A 20,738-nucleotide genomic window follows, 5' to 3' on the forward strand; every position below is an offset into this window, starting at 1 on the left:
AAGTGGCGTTTTTTGTATAAATCAAAAAAAGCTCAGCAATTGCTAAGCTTTTAAAATATACTATTTTTTGTTTTTTACATTTTTCTCTAAGAATTGATCTTGTTCCCATAATAGGTGGAAGATGTTTTCTTTAGCAGCATATCCATGACTTTCTTTAGGAAGGATAACCATTCTTACAGGTGCTCCTAATCCTTTTAACGCTTGGAAGTAACGCTCTGTTTGTAATGTAAATGTTCCAGGGTTATTATCAGCTTCACCATGTACTAATAACATTGGAGTCTTCATTTTACTAGCATTCATAAATGGAGACATTGTATTGTATACTTCAGGAACTTCCCAATAGTTTCTTTGTTCTGTTTGGAAACCAAATGGAGTTAATGTTCTGTTGTAAGCTCCACTACGTGCAATACCTGCTGCAAATAAATCTGAATGAGTAAGTAAGTTAGCTGTCATAAACGCTCCATAAGAGTGTCCTCCTACAGCTACTCTCTTTCTATCGATATATCCTAATGCATCTACAGCATCAATAGCAGCTTTACCATTTGCCACTAATTGTTCTACATAAGTATCATTTGGCTCTTCTTTACCTTCTCCTACGATAGGGAATGCAGCATCATCTAATACCGCGTATCCTTTCGTCACCCAGTAGATAAATGATCCATAAGAAGGGAATGTAAACTCATTAGGGTTATGTGTTACTTGCGCAGCACTATTTTTGTCTTTGTACTCAGCAGGATAAGCCCAGATTAATAGAGGTAACTTTTCTTTTTTAGCTTTGATATCATATCCAGCTGGTAAGTATAAAGTACCAGATAATTCTAAACCATCTTCTCTCTTATATTTAATCACCTCTTTATGTACTCCGTTTAAAGAGCTAAAAGGGTTTTTAAATGAAGTGATCGCTTTTAAGTCATTTTTCTTATTGATATTTCTGAAGTAGTAGTTAGGGTATTCAGTAGCTGACTGAATAGCAACTAATACTAGTCCTTTCTTAACATCTTCTATAGATTGAATAGTCTCTTTCTTATCTGTGTAATTAGACTGGTATAATCTTTTTGTTTTTAATGTTTTTAAATCGAACTCATCGATGAAAGGGAACTGACCTTTAGCTGTATAACCTTGTCCTATTAAGAAAAGCTTGTTGTTTTCTTTAGCTAGTACATAACGATCAAATTCATTTCTTTTTAATTCGAATGTACCTGGATCACTGTATACGTCTTGTGAGTTTCTGTCTTCTATTTTTACAGGAGCATCATTAAATTTAGATGGATCGATAATGAATGTTCTAGTGTTTCTAGTGTCATACCATTGGTCACCTACTAAAGCTAAGTTATCATCACCCCAAGTGATACCACCATAACGTTGAGATAGCTTAACGATAGATTTAGGAGCATCAGTAAATGGAGCATCCCAAGTGAATACTTCATCTCTAAATGGTACATCTTTAGCTGGATCACCACCATCTAGTGCTTCTACATAATAAATACTAGCAGCTTTATCAGCTCTCCATCCCATACTTCTCTTTCCTTCACGTGTAGCCATAAAACCTTTTGGCATAATCTCGTTTAGAGGAATATCATTTACTTCTTTTACTAAGTTACCCGCTTTGTCATAAACTACAGTTTTCATAGGAAAACGGTTTAGTGATACTAAGTAAGAGAATGGTTTCTGTAATGTAGTTACCATTAAATATTCTCCATCAGGAGAGAAACTAGAACCTACAAATAAATCTCCTTTTTTGAAAAGTGTTTTATTCCCTTTAAGGTCTATTTTATATAATTCAGAAGTAACTAAAGTTTCGAAGTTAGCCTCGTCAGTTTTATTCTTTAATAAATCTTGGTATGTTCTATTTTGAGAAACAACACCTTCACTCACAGATACGATAGGACCTGTTGGTAAGTTTTTAGAAGTATCGATTAATGCAGGTCTATTAGCAGGGATTTGGTTAATCAATAAAGATTGGCTATCCTTAAACCAAGTAATAGGGTTACCGATGTTTGCATTTAAATTTGCCTCAGTAAGTTTAGTTGCTTGAGCAGTTTTTACGTCTAAGATCCAAAGTTCCACACCGTTTTCAGCAGTGTTAGTGAATGCTAATTTTGATTGATCAGGAGACCAAGTAATATTCGTAATTCTAGGATTAGTAGGTAATCCTTTTACTTGTATTTCTTGAGTATCTTTTATTTTTCTAACTTTTAGGTTAGTAATATAAGTTACTGTGCTTGAAATATTCGTGTTTACATCGATACGTAAACCAGCAAGTCTCATTTCGTTTACATTCAAATCCATTAATGTCTTATATGTACTTCTATAGCTTAGAAGCATATATTCCATTTTGTTGTCCATAGATATAGAAGGAGCTCTTTCGAAGTCAGCTAATTCTAGAATTTCTTGAGATGGCTTTTGATATGTAACATTTTCTTGTGCGTACATAGAACTAATCAAAAATAGGGATAATAAGGTTGTTTTGATGATTCTCATTATGGTTAGTTTTAACGTTAGGTCGGCTAATATAAACGAAATTATTGAGTGTTCTGTGGGTATACAGCCTTTTTGTGGCAAAATTGTTTAAGTTTTTAGTTATTAGTGTATTTTTGTAGCTCGTAAACCAATTTTTTTAAAAATGTTTAGATCAAAAATAAGCGGATTAGGTTATTACGTTCCTGAGAATGTAGTGACCAATGACGACCTGGCGAAGATAATGGATACTAACCATGAATGGATTGTAGAGAGAACAGGTATACATGAAAGAAGACATAAAGCATTAGAAGAAGATACAACTTCTGGAATGGGAGTAAAGGCTGCTCGTATAGCGATGGAAAGAGCAGGAGTAGAGGCTAAGGATATTGACTTTGTCGTATTTGCTACTTTGAGTCCTGATTATTATTTTCCAGGCCCAGGAGTAATGTTACAACGTGAATTAGGATTAAATACCGTTGCAGCATTAGATATTCGTGCGCAGTGTTCAGGTTTTATTTATGCTTTGTCTATAGCAGATCAGTATATTAAAACAGGTATGTATAAAAACGTACTTGTGGTAGGGTCTGAAGTACACTCTACAGGTTTAGATATGACTACTAGAGGTAGAGGTGTGTCTGTTATTTTTGGTGATGGAGCTGGAGCAGCAGTATTGACTCGTTCTGAGAATGAAGAACAAGGATTATTATCTACACATATCCACTCACAAGGAGAGCATGCAGAAGAATTAGCTTTATTAGCACCAGGAATGGGAGGTAGATGGGTAACAGATATTTTAAAAGATAATGATCCAGACGATGTTAGTTACACTCCGCATATGAATGGACAGTTTGTGTTTAAAAATGCAGTAGTTCGTTTTAGTGAGGTGATTAATGAAGGATTAGAAGCAAATGGTCTACAAGTATCAGATATTAATATGCTAATCCCGCATCAAGCTAACTTAAGAATTTCTCAATTTATTCAACAGAAGTTTGGTTTATCAGATGACCAGGTATTTAATAATATCCAAAAATACGGAAACACAACTGCTGCTTCTGTGCCAATAGCTCTAACAGAAGCTTGGGAAGCAGGTAAGATTAAAGAAGGTGATTTAGTTGTATTAGCAGCTTTTGGAAGTGGATTTACTTGGGGAAGTGTTATTATTAAGTGGTAAAAAATAATTATATTAGCTTTAATTAAGTTAATGTAGTTATGAAATTTGATAAAATCCACAATAAGGGTCAGGCTAGATTATTTAAGAATCCTTATTTAGAAATGCTTACTAAGGGGCATCCTGCAGTTATTTGGGGGATGTATATACCTGTGTTATCATATATAGTATATCTAGGATATACGGATTATAATTTATCAGTCCAGAATCTTGTTCTTCTATTCTTTGGAGGAATGATATTCTGGACTTTTTTTGAATATCTAGCACATCGTTATATTTTTCATTTAATAAGTGATAAACCGAATGCGCAGAGGTTTGCTTATATTATGCATGGCAATCATCACCATTATCCTCGAGATAGACAGCGATTGTTTATGCCTCCTGTGCCTAGTATCATATTAGCTTCTGTACTTTTTGGATTACATTATCTGATTATGGGTAGATATACATTTGGTTTTTATCCTGGTTTTATAATAGGTTATTTATTATATGCATCGATGCATTATGCTATTCATGCATTTGCACCACCCTTTAAGTTTATGAAGCCACTATGGCGTAACCATCATTTGCATCACTATAAAGATGAAGAAATGGGCTTCGGTGTAAGTAATACTTTTTGGGATCGAGTATTTGGAACAATGTTCGATCTAGATAAGGAGAAAGAAGATAAAGAAAAGGTAAAAGAACTTATGTTTGAAAAGAAAAATAAATAAAAAAAAGACTATCAAATCGATAGTCTTTTTTTTATGATATTATTTCCATGTGTTTTCTACAGTAGGACCACTCCATAGCATATTAGCTAAGTAAGGGTTGTCTATAAAAGGGTTTCTATTCCCTTGAGCGTATGGATTATTTGGGTTACCATGATATTCATTACGTCTTCTTTCTATATCTGATACAGGGTCTTCTTGGTGCCATTTTAGAAATAAGTCTATCATACCATCAGGTGTTTTAGCAGTACTTCCTACACCGATCTTAGAAGGTAGACACTGTTCACCATATCTAACATACATATACATCATCATACGAGCTACATCACCTTTCCATTCATTACCAGGATACCATAAGTTTTGACCTAAGTCAGCTGAGTAACCATTACCTTCAGCAAATTTTTTGTTTCCTCTTAATCCATTCCAATCTACATCTGCAGATCGAAGATTGTGGACATCAGTACCAGCACCTGGTGGTTTTGTATCAAAGTTACCAGCATCTTGAGTATAGACATGCTCTCTATTCCATGTGTCTTTTCCAGAACCTCCCGCATTTTGTTTACTTATCTCTCTAGTGTATGCTTCTTTATCACTAGAATTAGGTTTATCATTATGTCCATATATTAAATATACATGAGTTGGTTTACCTGTTTTTACAGGAACATAGTCAGTAGCTTTAATAGCTTCCCAAACTTCTGGTGTATATTTTAACTTCTTTGTATGGGTTTCTTCTAGTTTATCATGTAACTGTTTTTTAAGTGCAGTACCTGTTTTTGTAAAGTCTATATCTGCATAATAAGCTTGTAATTCTTGTGGAACTGTAATCTTCTCAGGTGTTATAGGAATATACCCACTATTGTCTTCTTCTCCTGTAGGAGGTGTTGGTTTTACATAGCCAGTATTATCAGGATCAGTAATGATAGGATCCTTTGAACATGCTGTGATCCCAAGTAATAATGAAATTAGAATGATATTAATTTTTTTCATAGTTGAAATATATTAATTAGAGGTATTAAAAGTACGAAATTAACGGGTGTAATTGTTTAAATAACCAAAGTAAATTTGAGGTATTTGTGTTATTTATGAGTTTTGTGTATTGCTTTATTTGGTTCAACAAATCGTATAGTATCATTCATAAAGTAAAATTAATTCTTGAGAATGAATCAATGATTTTTTAAACTTTAGATATCTCTAAGTCCTCCTTTTTAGATTAACTAAACTTTTTGTGTAGTCCCCAACTTTTAATGTTGATTCAAAATAAACCAAATAAAAAAAGGACATCTTTATAAAGATGTCCTTTTGCCTTGTAGCGAAGACGGGAGTTGAACCCGTGACCTCAGGGTTATGAATCCTGCGCTCTAACCGACTGAGCTACCTCGCCATTTTTGGTCTGCATTACTTCCGTATTGCGAGTGCAAATATAGTAGTATTTATGGGTTCTCCAAACTGTTTTTACGAGATATTTTTAAAATAAATGACACGATTAGTTTAACCTATTTAGAATGAAAAGTTTACTGAGTAAATATTTTTTTATTTTTTTTGAAATATTTTTATTCTAATCTGTTTTCTATAATAAAATACCTTTTTTGGACAGTAGAATTAGGATAGATGAAGTTTCTTGCACTATTTTTTGTATTTTAAATAAAGTATAGGGCTATGTTTTTACATAGATTCTCAAAAGGGTACACATTGTTATAATTTTGTGAAATTTCTTTTAGAAATTGTTTTGATATATATCTTTGAGGGCATGGAACTATTAGATTATCTTTTTCACATTGATAAGTATTTGCACATCTTTATAGAGCAATACGGAACGTGGTTATACGTTATTTTATTTTTAATCATTTTTGTAGAGACGGGCTTAGTGGTTATGCCATTTTTACCAGGTGATTCACTTCTCTTTGCGACAGGAATGTTAGTAGCTCAGTCAGATGAGCTGAATATAGTATTAACCATTGCGATTCTTCTAGTAGCGGCCATTACAGGAGACTCTTTAAACTACTATCTCGGACGAAAAGTAGGAATGCGTCTAACGGAGTTTAAATTGTTTGGTAAACAAGTAGTGAAACAAGAACACCTAGATAAGACACAGTCTTTTTATGAGAAGTATGGAGAACGAACCATCGTTATTGCTCGATTTGTCCCTATAGTTCGTACGTTAGCTCCTTTCGTAGCAGGTATTGGAAAGATGAGATATGGAATATTTATGACTTATAATGTAGTAGGAGGGATAGTATGGGTATTAGGACTTACTCTAGCGGGATATTTCTTAGGGAATATACCTTTTGTAAAAGACAATTTCTCTAAAATTGTACTTCTGATTATCGTAGTGTCTGTATTGCCTATTGTATATGAGTTTATAAAGGCTAAAGTACAAAGCAAAAAAGCGATTGAATAGAATATTAATTTAAATAATAAACGATAGAACCAATGTGATAAGCATTGGTTTTTTTATGTCTTTATCCAAATAATATGTGATAGTGATATATAAAAGAAACAATATAAGATAGCCCATTTAAGACTTAAGTACACTATAGTATAGTTTTAGAGCTAATGAAAGAATTGTGAAGTAGAGTTGTTTTGTAGTACTGAGTTAAAGTGATAGTGTAGACACTAGATATAATAAAAAAAGCTAGAAATCATGTACTGACTTCTAGCTTTTATTTATAATAGGGTTTTGCTATTTACTCCATTTGTTTTCTGCCTTAGGACCACCCCAGATACGAGTAGCTAATTCAGGATTGTCAATGAATGGGTTACGGTTACCTTGAGAATATCTATAGTTAGGATTATTCGGGTTACCGTGGTATTCATTACGTCTTCTCTCTATTTCATCTACAGGATCTTCAGCATTCCATTTTAAGAATAAGTCAATCATTTCATCGCTTAATACACCAGCTTTAGCATCCATAGGTACTCCTACTTTAGTAGCTTTAGTATACCCTCCTCCATTTTCGTTTTCATAGCGGATATGCATATACATCATCATACGAGCTACATCACCTTTCCATTCATCACCAGGATACCAGTAATTCCCTTTTTTAACGGAATTCCCACTACCATCTATAAATTTGTGATTACTTCTAGATGAGTTCGTAGATCTATTGATAGCACGTAAGTGATGCGCATCATGTCCTGCGATATCTTCTATTGCAGTTGGACCCTCATCAGAATATGTAGTTGTTAGAGCTGTCTGCTTTTTAGCTTTATCTACAGCTAAGGCTTTAGCGAATACGTGTTCTCTTTCCCATTTAGAAGTAATAGGCATTGAAGGATTAGTACCATTATTCTTATGTTCTTTTGGGACAGATCTCATTTTAGTGATATCACCCTTAGCATCTTTATCAGACCAACCATAAATCTGAAGAACATTATTCGTGTTCTTAGGATCTTGATCAGTGAATTCTGTTGCTTCCCAGATACCAGGTGTATAGCTCTGTGGAATATGTGTATCTTTCACTAGTTTTGCTAACTGTTGTTTTAGTAGTGTTCCTTCTTTAGTGAAGTCTAGCTTGCTGTAATACTGTTGGTATTGAGCAGGGATGATGTAGTCTCCAGGATTAGGAGTGAAATTTCCTCCTTCATCAGGTTTTTCTTCTCCACCGTTACCTGGTTTTTCTGTAGGTTCGGTAATAATAGGGTCTTTCGTACAAGAAGTAGCGAAGACGGCTAATCCTGCTAATACAAGTAATGTTTTTTTCATGTTTGGTAAGTGATTTATTATTCTGTTTTTTACAATAGAATGAATAATTTTTGCGCTATTCTATTAGCTTGCAAGTTACTTATTCTATTGTCTAAGTTTAGGTGATGGAGAGGGTTTGTGAATATTCTTGTATATACGCAAAAATAGGAAGTATGATATTGTTATTTATTGGCAGTTTGAGAAGAACTTTAGTTTTTTAGGTCTTTTAGTATTAATTACTGAGGCGTTTTTAAAGGAATAAGGAAGAGATAAGACCAAAAAAAAGGACAATCCGTCAGATTGTCCTTATAGTATATCTAAAATTGTAAAGTTATTCTTTTGACCAGTTATTTTTTGCTTCTGGGCCGCCCCAGATTTGAGTAGCTAAATAAGGGTTGTCTATAAAGGGATTTCTGTTTCCCTGAGCATATTTATTCTTTGTGTTAGCATGATACTCATTTCTGTATCTCTCGATTTCAGAGACAGGATCTTCAGCATTCCATTCTAGCAATAGATTAATCATATTGGGATCTATCTTATTAGTAGTACCGACTACTACACCAGCATTTCTTCCATTATTTCCTTTAGGAGTATACTTAGGGATACATCTATTCTCATAACGGATATACATATACATCATCATACGCGCTACATCTCCTTTCCACTCATCGCCAGGATACCAATAATCTCCTACTAGTTTAGAAGTACCACTACCTTGTACGAATGGTTTATTTCCTCTAATACTATTCCATTTGACATCTGCTGCTCTTAGATGATGTGCATCTGCCCCTGGACCAGCTTCGTTTAGATTAGGGGTACCTAGAGATTTAGCATAAGTGTGTTCTCTGTTCCATTGTCCTTGACCACCACCATTACTCTGCTTACCTCTGGTATACGCTGTGGTGCCTGTGCGTACTCCTTTATGACCATATAATAGATATACCTCATTACCTTCAGGTGTTAGGTCAGTTGCTTTGGTAGCTTCCCATATTTCTTTATAACTTAATTCTCTTACGTGTTTACGAGTGCTTAGTTCTGTTAGCTCTTGTTTTAGCGCTAGACCTGTTTTAGTGAAATCTACTCCTTGGTAATAATCTTGTTCAGATGCAGGAATAGAGAAAATACCAGTGGTAGTAGCCTTACTGTTTTCAGTGGCTTTTACATCAGTAGTAGGTACTTCTCCAGTGGAATAAATAGGAGTAAAGTTTGTATTACTCTTTTTATCACATGCACCTAGCGTAAGTACTAAAAGAGATATTGAGGCTATAAGGAAGTTGGTTTTCATACGTCAGAAATATCAAAAGGAGTATATAAGTAAAAAGCCTGTTTTAAGGTAAAACAGGCTTTTGTTATCGGTAGGTTTATTTTTTCTCTAATAAAGCCATATAGAATCCGTCAAAACCAGACTCACTAGATAAAATTTTATGATCTTCGATCAGTTTAAAGTCTTTACCAGCATCTGATTTTAAGAATTTTTCTATCTGTAGTTCATTTTCAGAAGGAAGAATAGAGCAGGTAGCATATACCATCTTACCACCAGCTTTAAGTATCTTAGAATAATCTTGTAATACTTGCTCTTGTACTTGCTTAATTTCTTCTACGAACTCAGGTCTAAGCTTCCACTTGCTATCAGGGTTTCTTTTTAATACTCCTAATCCACTACATGGTGCATCTATTAATAGACGATCAGCCTTGTCATGTAGTTTTTTAATCGTTTTAGTACCTTCTATGATTCTGTACTCGATATTAAAAGCTCCGTTTCGCTTCGCTCTGATCTTTAATTGCTTTTGTTTGCTCTCATAGATATCCATTGCTATGATTTGCCCTTTATTCTCCATAAGAGAAGCTAAGTGTAGTGTCTTACCACCCGCACCCGCACATGTATCTACTACACGCATTCCAGGTTTTACATCTAACAGTCTAGCTACTAACTGAGAAGAAGCATCTTGTACTTCGAATAATCCTTCTTTAAAAGCATCTGTCATAAATACATTCGCTCTTTCTTTAAGGATTAATGCATCAGGATATTCTTCAGGTAGGATAGTCTCTATATCTAGATCCATCAGAATACCATATAGTTTTTGTCTAGTTGTTTTTAAAGTATTCACACGTAAGATCACGCTAGCTTGTTTATTCTGAGCAGCAAGTTCTTTCGTCCATTTTTCTTCACCTAATTCTTTCACACCTAGTTCATCCATCCAGTCAGGAATAGACTCTCTGAATTTACGTGTTTTGTTTAATTCGTCGAATCTACCTTTAATACGTCTTGCAGGTGTGTTTTCGAAGTATTTCCAGTCCGGTAATGTATAACCTCTAAGTACAGCCCATACAGCGAATATTCTCCAAGCGTCATCTCTGTTTATAGGGTCTTTTACTTCTGCTATTTCAGCATATAGTCTTCTCCATCTTACGATTTCATAGATAGTCTCAGCTACGAATTTTCTATCAGCGCTTCCCCAGCGTTTATCTTTTTTCAAGGCTCTAGCTACCATTTTATCTGCATACTCACCATCGTTGAATATAGCTAAAATAGAGTCTATAACTGTAAATACAAGGTTTCTGTGTAATCTCATTATTATATTATATATAAAATAGCCCACAAATATACGTTGATTTGTGGGCTTTATAGGTATGGATTAATATTATTTTAAGTTAAACCCAAATTACGCATTAGCCAAATACTACAAAGCAATTCTACTTCATAATTCTTTCATTAGCTCTCAAACCATACTATAGTATGCTTTAATCACTAATTCAGACCTATTTTGTATAATTACTTTTCGTTTATATGTCTATTGCATAATTCGGGTTAAATAGAATTACTTCTTGTCTTTATACTTTTTTAGGAGTTGACGGTTAAAGTCGTCTTCTGCCTTCTTTAGAATAAGAATTTTCTTTTCACCTATGATTTTTTTAGCATCTTCTACAAACTTGATTCGAGCAGAAGAATAAGATTCTTCGAAGTCTATTAGTTCTTGTACCTTCTTATTCGCTTCTTTATCACTAAGCTTGTTTAAGTCTTGTATATCTGCGTTTTTGATGTATTTAAATACATTAGTGTGTCGTAGTTCTGACATCTTCTTATCATAAGTGATGTAGATTGGTAAGAACTTTTCGGCTTGTTCGCTGCTCAAGTTTAATTCGGCTGTGATATGAGCAACTTTTAATGATCTAATCTGATCATGTTTGTCTTGTGCATAAGTAGTTACACTAAACATAAGCACCATTAAAATACTTAATAATTGTTTCATTGTATTATTCATTTAAGTAATACTCGATGTCAATATGTGATAACACATAATGATCTATTTGGGATTGTTTTATTTCTATATTGTCTTTTAGGTCGTTGAGGTCCTCTTCATCTAATGCATTGATAATATCATTGTTTAAAGAAAAACTTTGATTGTATTCTAAGTAACTCTCTATACTATCTTTATTTAAAGTATTAGAATCTGGAGTAAAGAAGAACTTAATACCAAACAGCAATGCAATAGCCGCTGCTGCTGTGGTCCAAATATAACGGTTTTTATACAGAGGTACTACTTTAGGAGTAGGAGTGATAGAAGAGTCAATATTAGCTAATACTCTACTCTCTAGATTAGCAAAGTAGTCTTCAGGTACTTTAAAAGTGCCTTTAGGATCTTTCGTATTTAAATATTTATTGTCCATATTCTTCTCCTTTATTAGTTAGACGATTAAAAAGTACAAAGGTTTAATTTGACTCTATAAAAAGTTCTATTTTCTTTACTGCGTGGTGATAAGAAGCTTTTAGTGCTCCTACACTGGTCTCTAAAATTTCTGATATAGTCTGGTAGTCTAGATCTTCATAGTATTTCATCTTGAAGACGAGTTGTTGTTTTTGAGGTAATGATGCTATTGCCTTTTGTAATATGAGTTCTGCTTCATCTCCATCGAATAGACTGTCTGCTTCTAGTTGATTGACTAGATACTCATTTAGCTCATCATCTTCTAGTTGCATTTTTCTGCTTTTTGACTTTAGAAAGTCTAGTGCTTGATTAGTCGCTATTCTATACATCCATGAGAACAATTGACTATTCCCTTTAAAGGTATCTATGTTTTGGTAGATTTTTATAAATACTTCTTGTAGCACATCATCTGTATCATCGTGATTCAGCACGATAGTACGGATATGCATATATAAGCGCTGCTGATAGAGGCTTAGTAATTCACGAAATGCTTCATGCTTTGTGTCGTTATTTTGTAATCGATGTAAGAGTGAAATTTCGTCAGACAAGAGTTTTGATATTTTATAGTTTGTTTTTGGATGAGAGGAGTAAATGTAGATAAATAAAGTCAGTATATTGATATAAAGGATTATTTTTGTCAGAAAAAAAATGATCAAGACGGTTATATTTGATATGGACGGGGTGATTGTAGATACTGAGCCGGTACACCGTTATGCATATCACAGTCACTTTAAAGAATTGGGAATAGAAGTTTCAGAGCACGTATATAATTCCTTTACAGGGCACTCTACTAAGAATACGTATGAGCGCATAAAAGAAATATATGGTGTAGAAGGTAATATTCCGGATATGGTATTGAGAAAAAGAGCGTTGTTCAACGAATCTTTTGATACCAAGCCTGATCTAGAGCTAATAGATGGTGTACGTGACTTGATAGAAGGATTACATGCTAAAGGGATAGAGCTTATCGTAGGATCATCAGCATCTAAGAGTACGATAGATAGAGTGTTCACTCGTTTTGGGCTGTATCCGTTCTTTACACATATCGTAAGTGGTGAGGATCTTCCTAAGTCTAAACCAGACCCAGCGATATTCTTAAAGGCAGCTTCACTAGCGAAGTATAGTGATAAAGATGACTGCATTGTAATAGAAGATAGTACTAATGGTATCAAGGCAGCTAATGCAGCAGGCATTAAGGTGATAGGATATAAGAGTGCTAACTCTAAACAACAAGACTATACAGGGGCTAACTATATCGTACACGATTTTACGGCAATAGATGCAGACTATGTCATCCAGCTCTAAGACAGAGTAGATAAAAAGTCGATAAGAGAAAATATAATGATTTAGGAATATAAAGGCGTTTAATTTGACTTTCTTTTATTTTTATAATGGATAGAAATTATTAACTTTGCGTTCTTTATAATAAAAGCTTATTAAGTAGATGTTTCATAGATATATTAAATTAGGTATCGCTGCGGTATTATTCGCAGTATCAGTTTGGCAATTCGTAGAAGGTAATATTGGTAACGGTATTTTCTTATTGTTCCTTATTTCATTAGTAATATTACTTTACTATAAAAATGAGTTTATCTTATTAGCTTTCTTAAAATTGAGAAAACAAGATTTTGACGGTGCCCAAAAATGGTTGAATAAAATCAAAAATCCAGAGACAGCATTAGTGCGTAAGCAGAATGGATATTATAACTACTTAATGGGAATCATGACTTCTCAGACTAACTTAAATGCTTCAGAGAAGTATATGAAGAAAGCTGTAGAACTTGGATTAAACATGGATCAAGACTTAGCAATGGCTAAACTTCAGTTAGCAGGTATCGCGATGACGAAGAGACGTAAGCTAGAAGCTACTAAACTTCTAGGAGAAGCGCAGAAGCTTGATAAACAAGGGATGTTAAAAGACCAAATCAAAATGATGAAAGAACAAATGAAGAGATTCTAATCTTAGACTTTGTTAAAGATATAGAAAGCTACACTTCGGTGTAGCTTTTTTTTGTATCTACTAGTTAGGTTCTTTTAGTTTTAGTTGCCGTGACCCGTCCTAAAAAAACTGTACAGTTTTTAAAACATTAAAAGATGGGAAGAGAACCAAAAAACAAAGAGCGTTATCATTTAAAATTCATAGAACAAATAGTTCAAGAAATAGAGAATGGAGCAAGTCAAAATTCGGTAATTCGCGAGTATAGCCTAAATAAATCTACGCTAAATCGTTGGGTTAAGAAATATGCAAGTCCCGAGTATCATGCTACACGTAAGAATAAAGTTTATTCAGAAAGCCTTAAACGTCAAGTAGTTCATAGTATTACAGAACACCATATGACAGCACAAGAAGCCTGTATAATGTATGGTGTAGAAAGTATAAGTACAATAAATAACTGGTTGTTAGTTAATTATAATAAAAACATAGATATTTGTAATGAAATTGTTATTCCGTCACTTATGGAAGAAAAAACATCCAATACAGAATCTTTAGAAATTAAAGCTTTAAAAAAGGCTTTATCAGAGGCACAATTTAAGATAGTAGCTTTAAATACATTGATAGATGTAGCAGAGAAAAGTTTGGATATTGATATCAGAAAAAAGTCTGGTTCCAAGCAGTTGAAGAAGTAAAACTCTTATACCCTAATAAGGGAATAAAAAAAATATGTCAACTGTTTGGTAAAACTCGAAGTGCTTATTATCAGTCAATAGACAGATACGCAAGTCAATCTATTAAAGATGAGATTATTCTTCAAGAAGTTTTAAATATTAGAGCTACTCTACCAAGAGTAGGTACTCGAAAACTTCAACATATGTTACAAGAACGCTTAGGTTCGCACAATATAAGCGTAGGAAGAGATTATCTGTTTGATTTATTAGACAGTCATAAAATGTTGGTTAGGCAACGAAAGCGCAAAGCATATACAACAGACTCCAGAGCTTGGAGAGGACAGTATTTAGACTTGTATAATGGAGTAAAAGTTACTAGACCAGAACAATTTTGGGTAAGTGACATCACCTATATCAGGTTAAATAATACTTGGGGCTATTTAAGTTTAATCACAGATGCTTATTCTCATAAAATAATGGGCTATAGTTTTAGCTTAGATTTAACCACTAATGGATGCTTACAAGCCTTGAAAATGGCATTAAAGAACAGGATTTATACAGAGAAACTTATTCATCATTCAGATCGAGGATGTCAATACTGCAGTAGTGTTTATACTAAAATACTGATAGAAAACAACATATCTATTAGTACAACACAAGGTGGTGAACCAAGAGATAATGCAATAGCTGAGCGTGTAAATGGTATAATTAAAGGTGAATTTGATTTAAACTATTCAAGTTTAGGTTATCAAAAAACGATTGATAAAATTAAGAATAGTATAGAAGCTTATAACCAAATTAGACCTCATGATAGTTGTGATAGGTTAACTCCAAATCAAGCTCATTTAAAGACAGGTATTCTAACTAAGAGATGGAAGAATTATTACAAGACTAATAAACAAAAACAACAACCTGTACAGTAATAAAAGGATTAATAAAAATCTGTACAGTATTAAGTAGGATTATTAACTATAACTGTACAGTTATAGTAGGACGAGACATAATGTTAATTTATCTTATTCTATTATAGAAGTAGCAACATTTGAAAGTGAATGGATGTTAGTCAATTTTACCAAAGCAAAGTTTGATAGATGTATGCTAGATAAATCTATAATAAAAAAATGTAATTTTCAGGAAGCTAAATTGGTATTTAATGCAGATGATGCTGTTTTTGAAGATTGTTCTTTTGTTGGTGCTAAGATAGGTATAGGGACATATGGACATGAATATGGTGGACGTAGAACCAAATTTTATAATTGCGATTTCACTGATGCACAATTTGCTCGAGTAGAGTTCAGAGCTTCAAAATTCTATAATTGTAATTTCACTAATACGACATTTATTAAATGTGATTTTAGAGGAGTGAAAATGGAAGGTTGTATTCTTCCTAAGTTATCTCAATTTACAGATATGGATATACCTGATTATATAACAGAATAGCGAATTTAGAAACAAAAGACTTAACCATTATAGTTAAGTCTTTTGTTTTATATACATAATAGAGCTGTAAGGTTACTTAACAGGTTTTCTAACAGAAAAGAAACGTTTACTGTTAGATTAGATATTATAAATAGTAAAGGTAGATTAGTAGTGTGTTGATTTTTAACCAACAGTGTTTTCTTGAGTTAACTACATATATCTCGAGCTAATCCAGTAGGTTCATCATGGTGAGAAGCCTTAATAACAGTGGTGTTATGGCTAGAGAGGAAAGTAAAATGACATTAGCAAGAAAAAAAAATCGCTTAAGATTATCTCTTAAGCGATTTTATATTTTATAGTATATTGACTATTTAATTTCTTCTGATGTGAATGCTAGCTTCACAGTAGGGAATTTACTTTGTGTCATTTGGATAGAGAATTCACTATCTGCTAAGAACACTAGTTGTCCTGATTTATCAAAAGCTAGGAACTTCTGTTTTATACGTTTGAATTCTTTGAACTCTTCGTTTTTAGGATCTTCCGGACGTACCCAACATGCTTTATAAGCAGGGAAGTTCTCATACGTACATTTAGCTCCGTATTCGTGCTCTAAACGGTATTGGATAACCTCGTACTGAAGTGCTCCTACAGTACCGATTACTTTACGACCATTCATCTCTAGGGTGAATAACTGTGCTACCCCTTCATCCATTAACTGATCGATACCTTTCTCTAATTGTTTAGACTTAAGTGGGTCAGCGTTGTTGATATAACGGAAGTGCTCAGGTGAGAAACTAGGAATACCTGTGAACTGCATGATTTCTCCTTCAGTAAGTGTGTCTCCAATCTTAAAGTTACCAGTATCGTGTAACCCTACGATATCTCCAGCATAAGATACATCTACGATTTCTTTTTTCTCAGCGAAGAAAGCATTCGGGCTAGAGAACTTAAGCTTCTTACCTTGTCTTACGTGTAAGTAAGGAGTGTTTCTCTCAAATGTACCAGATACAATCTTGATGAATGCTAGACGGTCTCTGTGTTTAGGGTCCATATTAGCATGGATCTTAAATACAAATCCTGAGAATGTATTTTCTTTAGGCTCTACTACTCTTGTACTAGATTCTTTAGCACGAGGAGAAGGAGCGATTTGGATAAAACAATCTAATAGCTCACGTACCCCAAAGTTGTTTAACGCAGAACCGAAGAATACAGGTTGTAGGTTACCACTGATATACTCTTCTCTGTCAAATTCTGGGTAGATACCTTCTATGATTTCTAATTCATCACGTAGGTTATTAGCAGATTTCTCACCTACTAATTTGTCTAGTTCAGGAGATGCTAGGTCAGATACATTGATAGTTTCTTCAATGTTCTTACGGCTATCTTCACTGAATAAGTTGATATTCTTTTCCCAGATATTATAGATACCTTTAAAGTCGTACCCCATTCCGATAGGGAAACTTAAAGGAGTTACTTTTAGTTGAAGTTTTTGTTCTACTTCATCCATTAGTTCAAAAGCATCACGTCCTTCACGGTCAAGTTTGTTGATGAATACGATCATTGGTATGTTACGCATTCTACATACTTCTACAAGCTTCTCAGTCTGTTCCTCAACCCCTTTAGCAACGTCGATTACTACGATAACACTGTCTACTGCAGTCAGTGTTCTGAACGTATCTTCAGCAAAGTCCTTGTGACCAGGTGTATCTAGAATATTAATCTTTTTGTCTTTATAATTAAATGCAAGAACCGAAGTTGCAACAGAAATACCACGTTGGCGTTCAATCTCCATAAAATCGGAAGTAGCTCCTTTTTTAATCTTGTTGTTTTTTACTGCACCAGCTTCTTGAATAGCTCCACCAAAAAGTAGTAACTTTTCAGTTAATGTTGTCTTACCAGCATCAGGGTGAGCAATTACACCAAATGTACGTCTACGATCTATTTCCTTTAAAAAACTCATTATTAAAAATTTTAAGGTACAAAAGTACTTATATTTTGCGGAATTAAAAGTTGTTTTTTGGAGAATGATGTATACATTTAGTCGCTAGTTCATACTCAGATAGACTGATGTAATGGGATAGCGATGGTTAGAGTAGATAGTAGAACTAACGTTGGCAGTATAAAAAAGCAATATTTAGAAAGGAAAGTAGTTATCCTTTATGTAAAATAATTACATAATTATTATCAATACTTCGTTAACTAGTGTAGGTACTTTAGTAAAGATTTGTATTATTGTGTGTTGGAATTTAAAAGGAGAGAGGGATAAATATAAAGTAACTTGTTTTTGGGTATAAAACTTTATTTTAAAATAAGTATTTTTGGGAATTAGTTTCATAAATAGAAATAGTATATGAATAAATATCGCTTAGTAGGAACCTTGTTTTTGAGTGTGTTATGTGGTGCTATGGTGGTATCTTGTGATAAGCTAGGTAGTGCTGGTACTAAGGAGAATGCTGTAGCAAGGGTGAATGATACTTATCTAGATAGAGATGAGGTGCATGGTATAGTACCATCTAGTGCTGATAAACAGGATAGTTTAGCCATCGTGACTCGATTTATAGATAAGTGGGCTACTAAAAAACTCTTGATAGAGGCAGCAGAGTTTAATCTATCTAGTGATAAGAAAGAAGAAATAGATAAATTAGTCGATCAATTTAAAAGTGATTTGTTGATTAAGGATTATCTAGAAAAACTAGTACAGAAGAGTATAGATACAATCATTCAAGAGAAGGATTTGAAAGTGTATTACGATAAGTATAAGAGTAATTTCCTTGTAGAAGATATGCTAGTGAAAATGTCTTATGCTAATGTCTTAAAGGATAATAGTAATTATAGTACAATCAGAAAGTACTTTAGTTCATCTCGAAAAGAAGATCATGAGAAGTTAGATGGAATGTCTCTGCACATGAAATCGTATGCTCTAAATGACTCTATATGGGTGGATGTGAAGCAGATATATGAGAAGCTTCCTTTCTTAAATAATAGTAACAAAGATAATTACTTAAAAAACAATGCCTTTTTTGAGGTAGAAGAAGAAAATAGTACTTATTTTGTAAAAGTGAATACAGTATTATCTAGAGGAAGTGTAATTCCTTTTAGTTATTTAAAGAAATCACTAAAGATGATGGTCATTAATGATCGTAAAATGGAATTACTAAAACAATACGAAGAAGATATATTAAAGGATGCTAAAAAAAATAAAAGGTATGAAGTTTTTTAATAAGAAGGTAATGGTAGCTTTAGGGCTAGCTCTTTCTTTTGTAGGATTTGCGCAAGGGCAGACTAAACAAGGTAGAAAAATAGATGGAGTAGTTGGGGTAGTAGGAGATTACATTATCTTAGAATCAGAAATTGATAAAACGTTGATAGAGCTAAAAGCACAACGTATCCCTACAGGTGATTTATCAAGATGTGATTTGTTTGAAAAACTATTAGAAGACAAATTATTTGCGCACCAAGCTGTACAAGACAGTTTAGAGGTGACAGATGCTGAGGTGACTACTTTTATGAACGAACAGATCAACCGTATGGTGGAAGATGTAGGTTCTATAGATAAGATTATCCAGTTCTATAATAAAAAGAACGAAGAGGAACTACGTGAGGCATTATTCGAAATCGTAAAGCAAAATAAACTGACGCAGAATATGCAACAGCATATCGTGGAGAAGGTAACTATTACTCCAGAAGAAGTACGTCAGTTCTTTAACGAGATTCCTAAAGATCAGTTGCCAACTGTAGGAGATGAGGTAGAGATAGCTGAGATTGTGATTAAACCAGAGATTTCTAAAGAGCAGAAGCAAAAAGTAATCGATCGTCTGAATGAGATGAAGAAAGACGTATTAGAGAATGGTGCTAGTTTCTTTAGTAAAGCGGTATTATTCACAGATGATAGAGGATCTGCTAGTAATGGAGGATTCTATTCGATCACTAAAAAGTCTCCTTTCGTAAAAGAGTTTAAAGAGGTAGCATTTAATATGGCAGAGGGAGAGATCTCTGAGCCATTTGAGTCAGAATACGGATATCATATCATATACTTAGAGAAGATACGTGGACAGCACTTAGATCTAAGACATATCTTATTAAAACCAAAACCAACTGATGCTGCATTAGAAGAAGCTAAGAAAAAAGCAGAGAATATCCGTACGAAGATTGCTAATAAAGAAATCACATTTGCAGCTGCTGCAGCGAGTGAGTCAGATGATAAGGATACAAAACAAAATGGTGGTATCATGAAAGATCCTAGATCATTAGACCCACGTTTTGAATTGAATAATATGGAAGATAGAGAACTATATTTCTTAGTGTCTAATCTAAAAGAAGGCGAAGTATCTCAAGTAGCATTAAAGAACGATATGCAAAAACAAGAGAAATACTATCGTATAGTAAAAATCAATAAGAAATATGCAGAGCATAAAATTGATTTTGCAGAGGATTATACGAAGGTTAGAAATATGGCTTTAAATAAAAAACAAGCTGAAGAAGTGAATAAATGGGTGTCTCGTAAGGTAAATGATGCTTATATTAACATTCAAGGGGAATTTCGTAATTGTACATTCCGTAATAATTGGCTTAAAAAATAAGAATATAATAATCTGAAGGAATGAAAACGACATTTTAGCAATAGGCTAGAATGTCGTTTTTTTTATGTTTAGGGGATAAATATCGCAATATGATATATTAAGCATTAAAAATTAATTAATTTCAGAAAAAGAGGTTCTGTTTATTAAAACTATTGAATTTAATTCAGTAAAGAAGAATGTTTGTAAATAATATTTTTTGTATTTGTAGGATTCATTAAAAACTTTTGAAAATAAATTAGTTTGATTAAATTTGTACTGACAAAAATTCAAAGTGATAAACCAAATATAATTATCTAAACTAAGAAGGATGAGTATGTGAGGATTAAGCTTCGAAAAAGAACTAATACAAAATAACATTTATAGGTTGATACAGGGTTCTATCCTCAACCTTTTATTAAATAGACA

19 protein-coding genes and 1 tRNA gene are annotated in these 20,738 nt (G+C 33.4%); 10 read left to right on the forward strand and 10 right to left on the reverse strand.

Translation table 11 applies throughout. The features are described 5' to 3' along the window. Nucleotides 1–60: 60 nt before the first annotated feature. A complete protein-coding gene (locus MPR_RS04940) occupies nt 61–2,562 on the reverse strand; it encodes an alpha/beta hydrolase family protein (protein WP_082027817.1) in 2,502 nt (833 codons plus the stop codon). Between the two features lie 61 nt (nt 2,563–2,623). Here MPR_RS04940 and MPR_RS04945 point away from each other — a divergent pair, with 61 nt between their 5' ends. Both MPR_RS04945 and MPR_RS04950 read left to right on the forward strand, forming a co-directional pair. Next, on the forward strand, nt 2,624–3,631 hold the full coding sequence (locus MPR_RS04945; protein ID WP_041889808.1) for a 3-oxoacyl-ACP synthase III family protein: 1,008 nt from the start codon (nt 2,624–2,626) through the stop codon (nt 3,629–3,631). 38 nt (nt 3,632–3,669) lie between these two features. Next, the gene (locus MPR_RS04950; RefSeq protein ID WP_041889810.1) at nt 3,670–4,341 is read left to right on the forward strand and encodes a sterol desaturase family protein; all 672 of its coding nucleotides are present in this window, start codon (nt 3,670–3,672) and stop codon (nt 4,339–4,341) included. A 39-nt stretch (nt 4,342–4,380) separates the two neighbouring features. Here the strand turns inward: MPR_RS04950 and MPR_RS04955 are convergent, their stop codons facing one another. Both MPR_RS04955 and MPR_RS04960 read right to left on the reverse strand, forming a co-directional pair. Continuing rightward, nucleotides 4,381–5,325 (reverse strand): endonuclease I family protein, encoded by a 945-nt coding sequence (locus tag MPR_RS04955; RefSeq protein WP_041889813.1) that lies wholly within the window; start codon nt 5,323–5,325, stop codon nt 4,381–4,383. Between the two features lie 320 nt (nt 5,326–5,645). Continuing rightward, nucleotides 5,646–5,719, reverse strand: a tRNA-Met gene (locus MPR_RS04960). A 366-nt stretch (nt 5,720–6,085) separates the two neighbouring features. Between MPR_RS04960 and MPR_RS04965 the strand changes: the two genes are divergently transcribed. Next, nucleotides 6,086–6,736, forward strand: coding sequence for a DedA family protein (locus MPR_RS04965; RefSeq protein ID WP_039851641.1), 651 nt, complete (start codon nt 6,086–6,088; stop codon nt 6,734–6,736). 282 nt (nt 6,737–7,018) lie between these two features. On the opposite strand, the gene MPR_RS04970 is transcribed toward MPR_RS04965, so the two are convergent. From MPR_RS04970 to MPR_RS04995, 6 genes are all read right to left on the reverse strand, one after another. Beyond that, nucleotides 7,019–8,041: an endonuclease I family protein gene (locus MPR_RS04970; protein WP_041889818.1), complete on the reverse strand. Its 1,023-nt coding sequence runs from the start codon at nt 8,039–8,041 to the stop codon at nt 7,019–7,021. A gap of 310 nt (nt 8,042–8,351) precedes the next feature. Beyond that, nucleotides 8,352–9,305, reverse strand: a complete 954-nt coding sequence (locus tag MPR_RS04975) for an endonuclease I family protein (RefSeq protein ID WP_041889821.1) — start codon at nt 9,303–9,305, stop codon at nt 8,352–8,354. A gap of 76 nt (nt 9,306–9,381) precedes the next feature. Continuing rightward, nucleotides 9,382–10,593, reverse strand: coding sequence for an RsmB/NOP family class I SAM-dependent RNA methyltransferase (locus MPR_RS04980; RefSeq protein ID WP_006263112.1), 1,212 nt, complete (start codon nt 10,591–10,593; stop codon nt 9,382–9,384). Between the two features lie 246 nt (nt 10,594–10,839). Continuing rightward, a complete protein-coding gene (locus MPR_RS04985; protein ID WP_041895185.1) occupies nt 10,840–11,271 on the reverse strand; it encodes a hypothetical protein in 432 nt (143 codons plus the stop codon). 4 nt (nt 11,272–11,275) lie between these two features. Further along, nucleotides 11,276–11,689, reverse strand: a complete 414-nt coding sequence (locus tag MPR_RS04990; protein WP_041889825.1) for a hypothetical protein — start codon at nt 11,687–11,689, stop codon at nt 11,276–11,278. 43 nt (nt 11,690–11,732) lie between these two features. Further along, nucleotides 11,733–12,275 (reverse strand): RNA polymerase sigma factor, encoded by a 543-nt coding sequence (locus MPR_RS04995; RefSeq protein WP_006256801.1) that lies wholly within the window; start codon nt 12,273–12,275, stop codon nt 11,733–11,735. Between the two features lie 100 nt (nt 12,276–12,375). Here MPR_RS04995 and MPR_RS05000 point away from each other — a divergent pair, with 100 nt between their 5' ends. The 5 genes from MPR_RS05000 (at nt 12,376) to MPR_RS05020 (ending at nt 15,774) form a co-directional block, all read left to right on the forward strand. Next, nucleotides 12,376–13,032: an HAD family hydrolase gene (locus tag MPR_RS05000; RefSeq protein WP_041889828.1), complete on the forward strand. Its 657-nt coding sequence runs from the start codon at nt 12,376–12,378 to the stop codon at nt 13,030–13,032. 139 nt (nt 13,033–13,171) lie between these two features. Next, nucleotides 13,172–13,687, forward strand: a complete 516-nt coding sequence (locus tag MPR_RS05005; protein WP_006256799.1) for a hypothetical protein — start codon at nt 13,172–13,174, stop codon at nt 13,685–13,687. A 134-nt stretch (nt 13,688–13,821) separates the two neighbouring features. Next, a complete protein-coding gene (locus MPR_RS18095; protein ID WP_052472632.1) occupies nt 13,822–14,355 on the forward strand; it encodes a transposase in 534 nt (177 codons plus the stop codon). Nucleotides 14,356–14,387: 32 nt separating this feature from the next. Then, the gene (locus MPR_RS05015; RefSeq protein ID WP_432416612.1) at nt 14,388–15,257 is read left to right on the forward strand and encodes an IS3 family transposase; all 870 of its coding nucleotides are present in this window, start codon (nt 14,388–14,390) and stop codon (nt 15,255–15,257) included. A 133-nt stretch (nt 15,258–15,390) separates the two neighbouring features. After that, entirely contained in the window at nt 15,391–15,774 is a 384-nt protein-coding gene (locus tag MPR_RS05020; protein WP_052472643.1) for a pentapeptide repeat-containing protein, read from the forward strand. 346 nt (nt 15,775–16,120) lie between these two features. Here the strand turns inward: MPR_RS05020 and MPR_RS05025 are convergent, their stop codons facing one another. Continuing rightward, complete coding sequence (locus MPR_RS05025) at nt 16,121–17,713, reverse strand: peptide chain release factor 3 (RefSeq protein WP_006256798.1); 1,593 nt, start codon at nt 17,711–17,713, stop codon at nt 16,121–16,123. Between the two features lie 390 nt (nt 17,714–18,103). On the opposite strand from MPR_RS05025, the gene MPR_RS05030 reads away from it, so the two are divergent. Together MPR_RS05030 and MPR_RS05035 are read left to right on the forward strand one after the other, a co-directional pair. After that, nucleotides 18,104–18,973, forward strand: a complete 870-nt coding sequence (locus MPR_RS05030; RefSeq protein WP_041889835.1) for a hypothetical protein — start codon at nt 18,104–18,106, stop codon at nt 18,971–18,973. Then, nucleotides 18,960–20,333, forward strand: coding sequence for a peptidylprolyl isomerase (locus tag MPR_RS05035; protein ID WP_041895188.1), 1,374 nt, complete (start codon nt 18,960–18,962; stop codon nt 20,331–20,333). The genes MPR_RS05030 and MPR_RS05035 overlap by 14 nt, the downstream gene beginning before the upstream one ends. Nucleotides 20,334–20,738 lie beyond the last annotated feature (405 nt).

The sequence above is a fragment of the Myroides profundi genome (assembly GCF_000833025.1).
GTDB classification, from domain to species: Bacteria; Bacteroidota; Bacteroidia; order Flavobacteriales; family Flavobacteriaceae; genus Flavobacterium; species Flavobacterium profundi_A.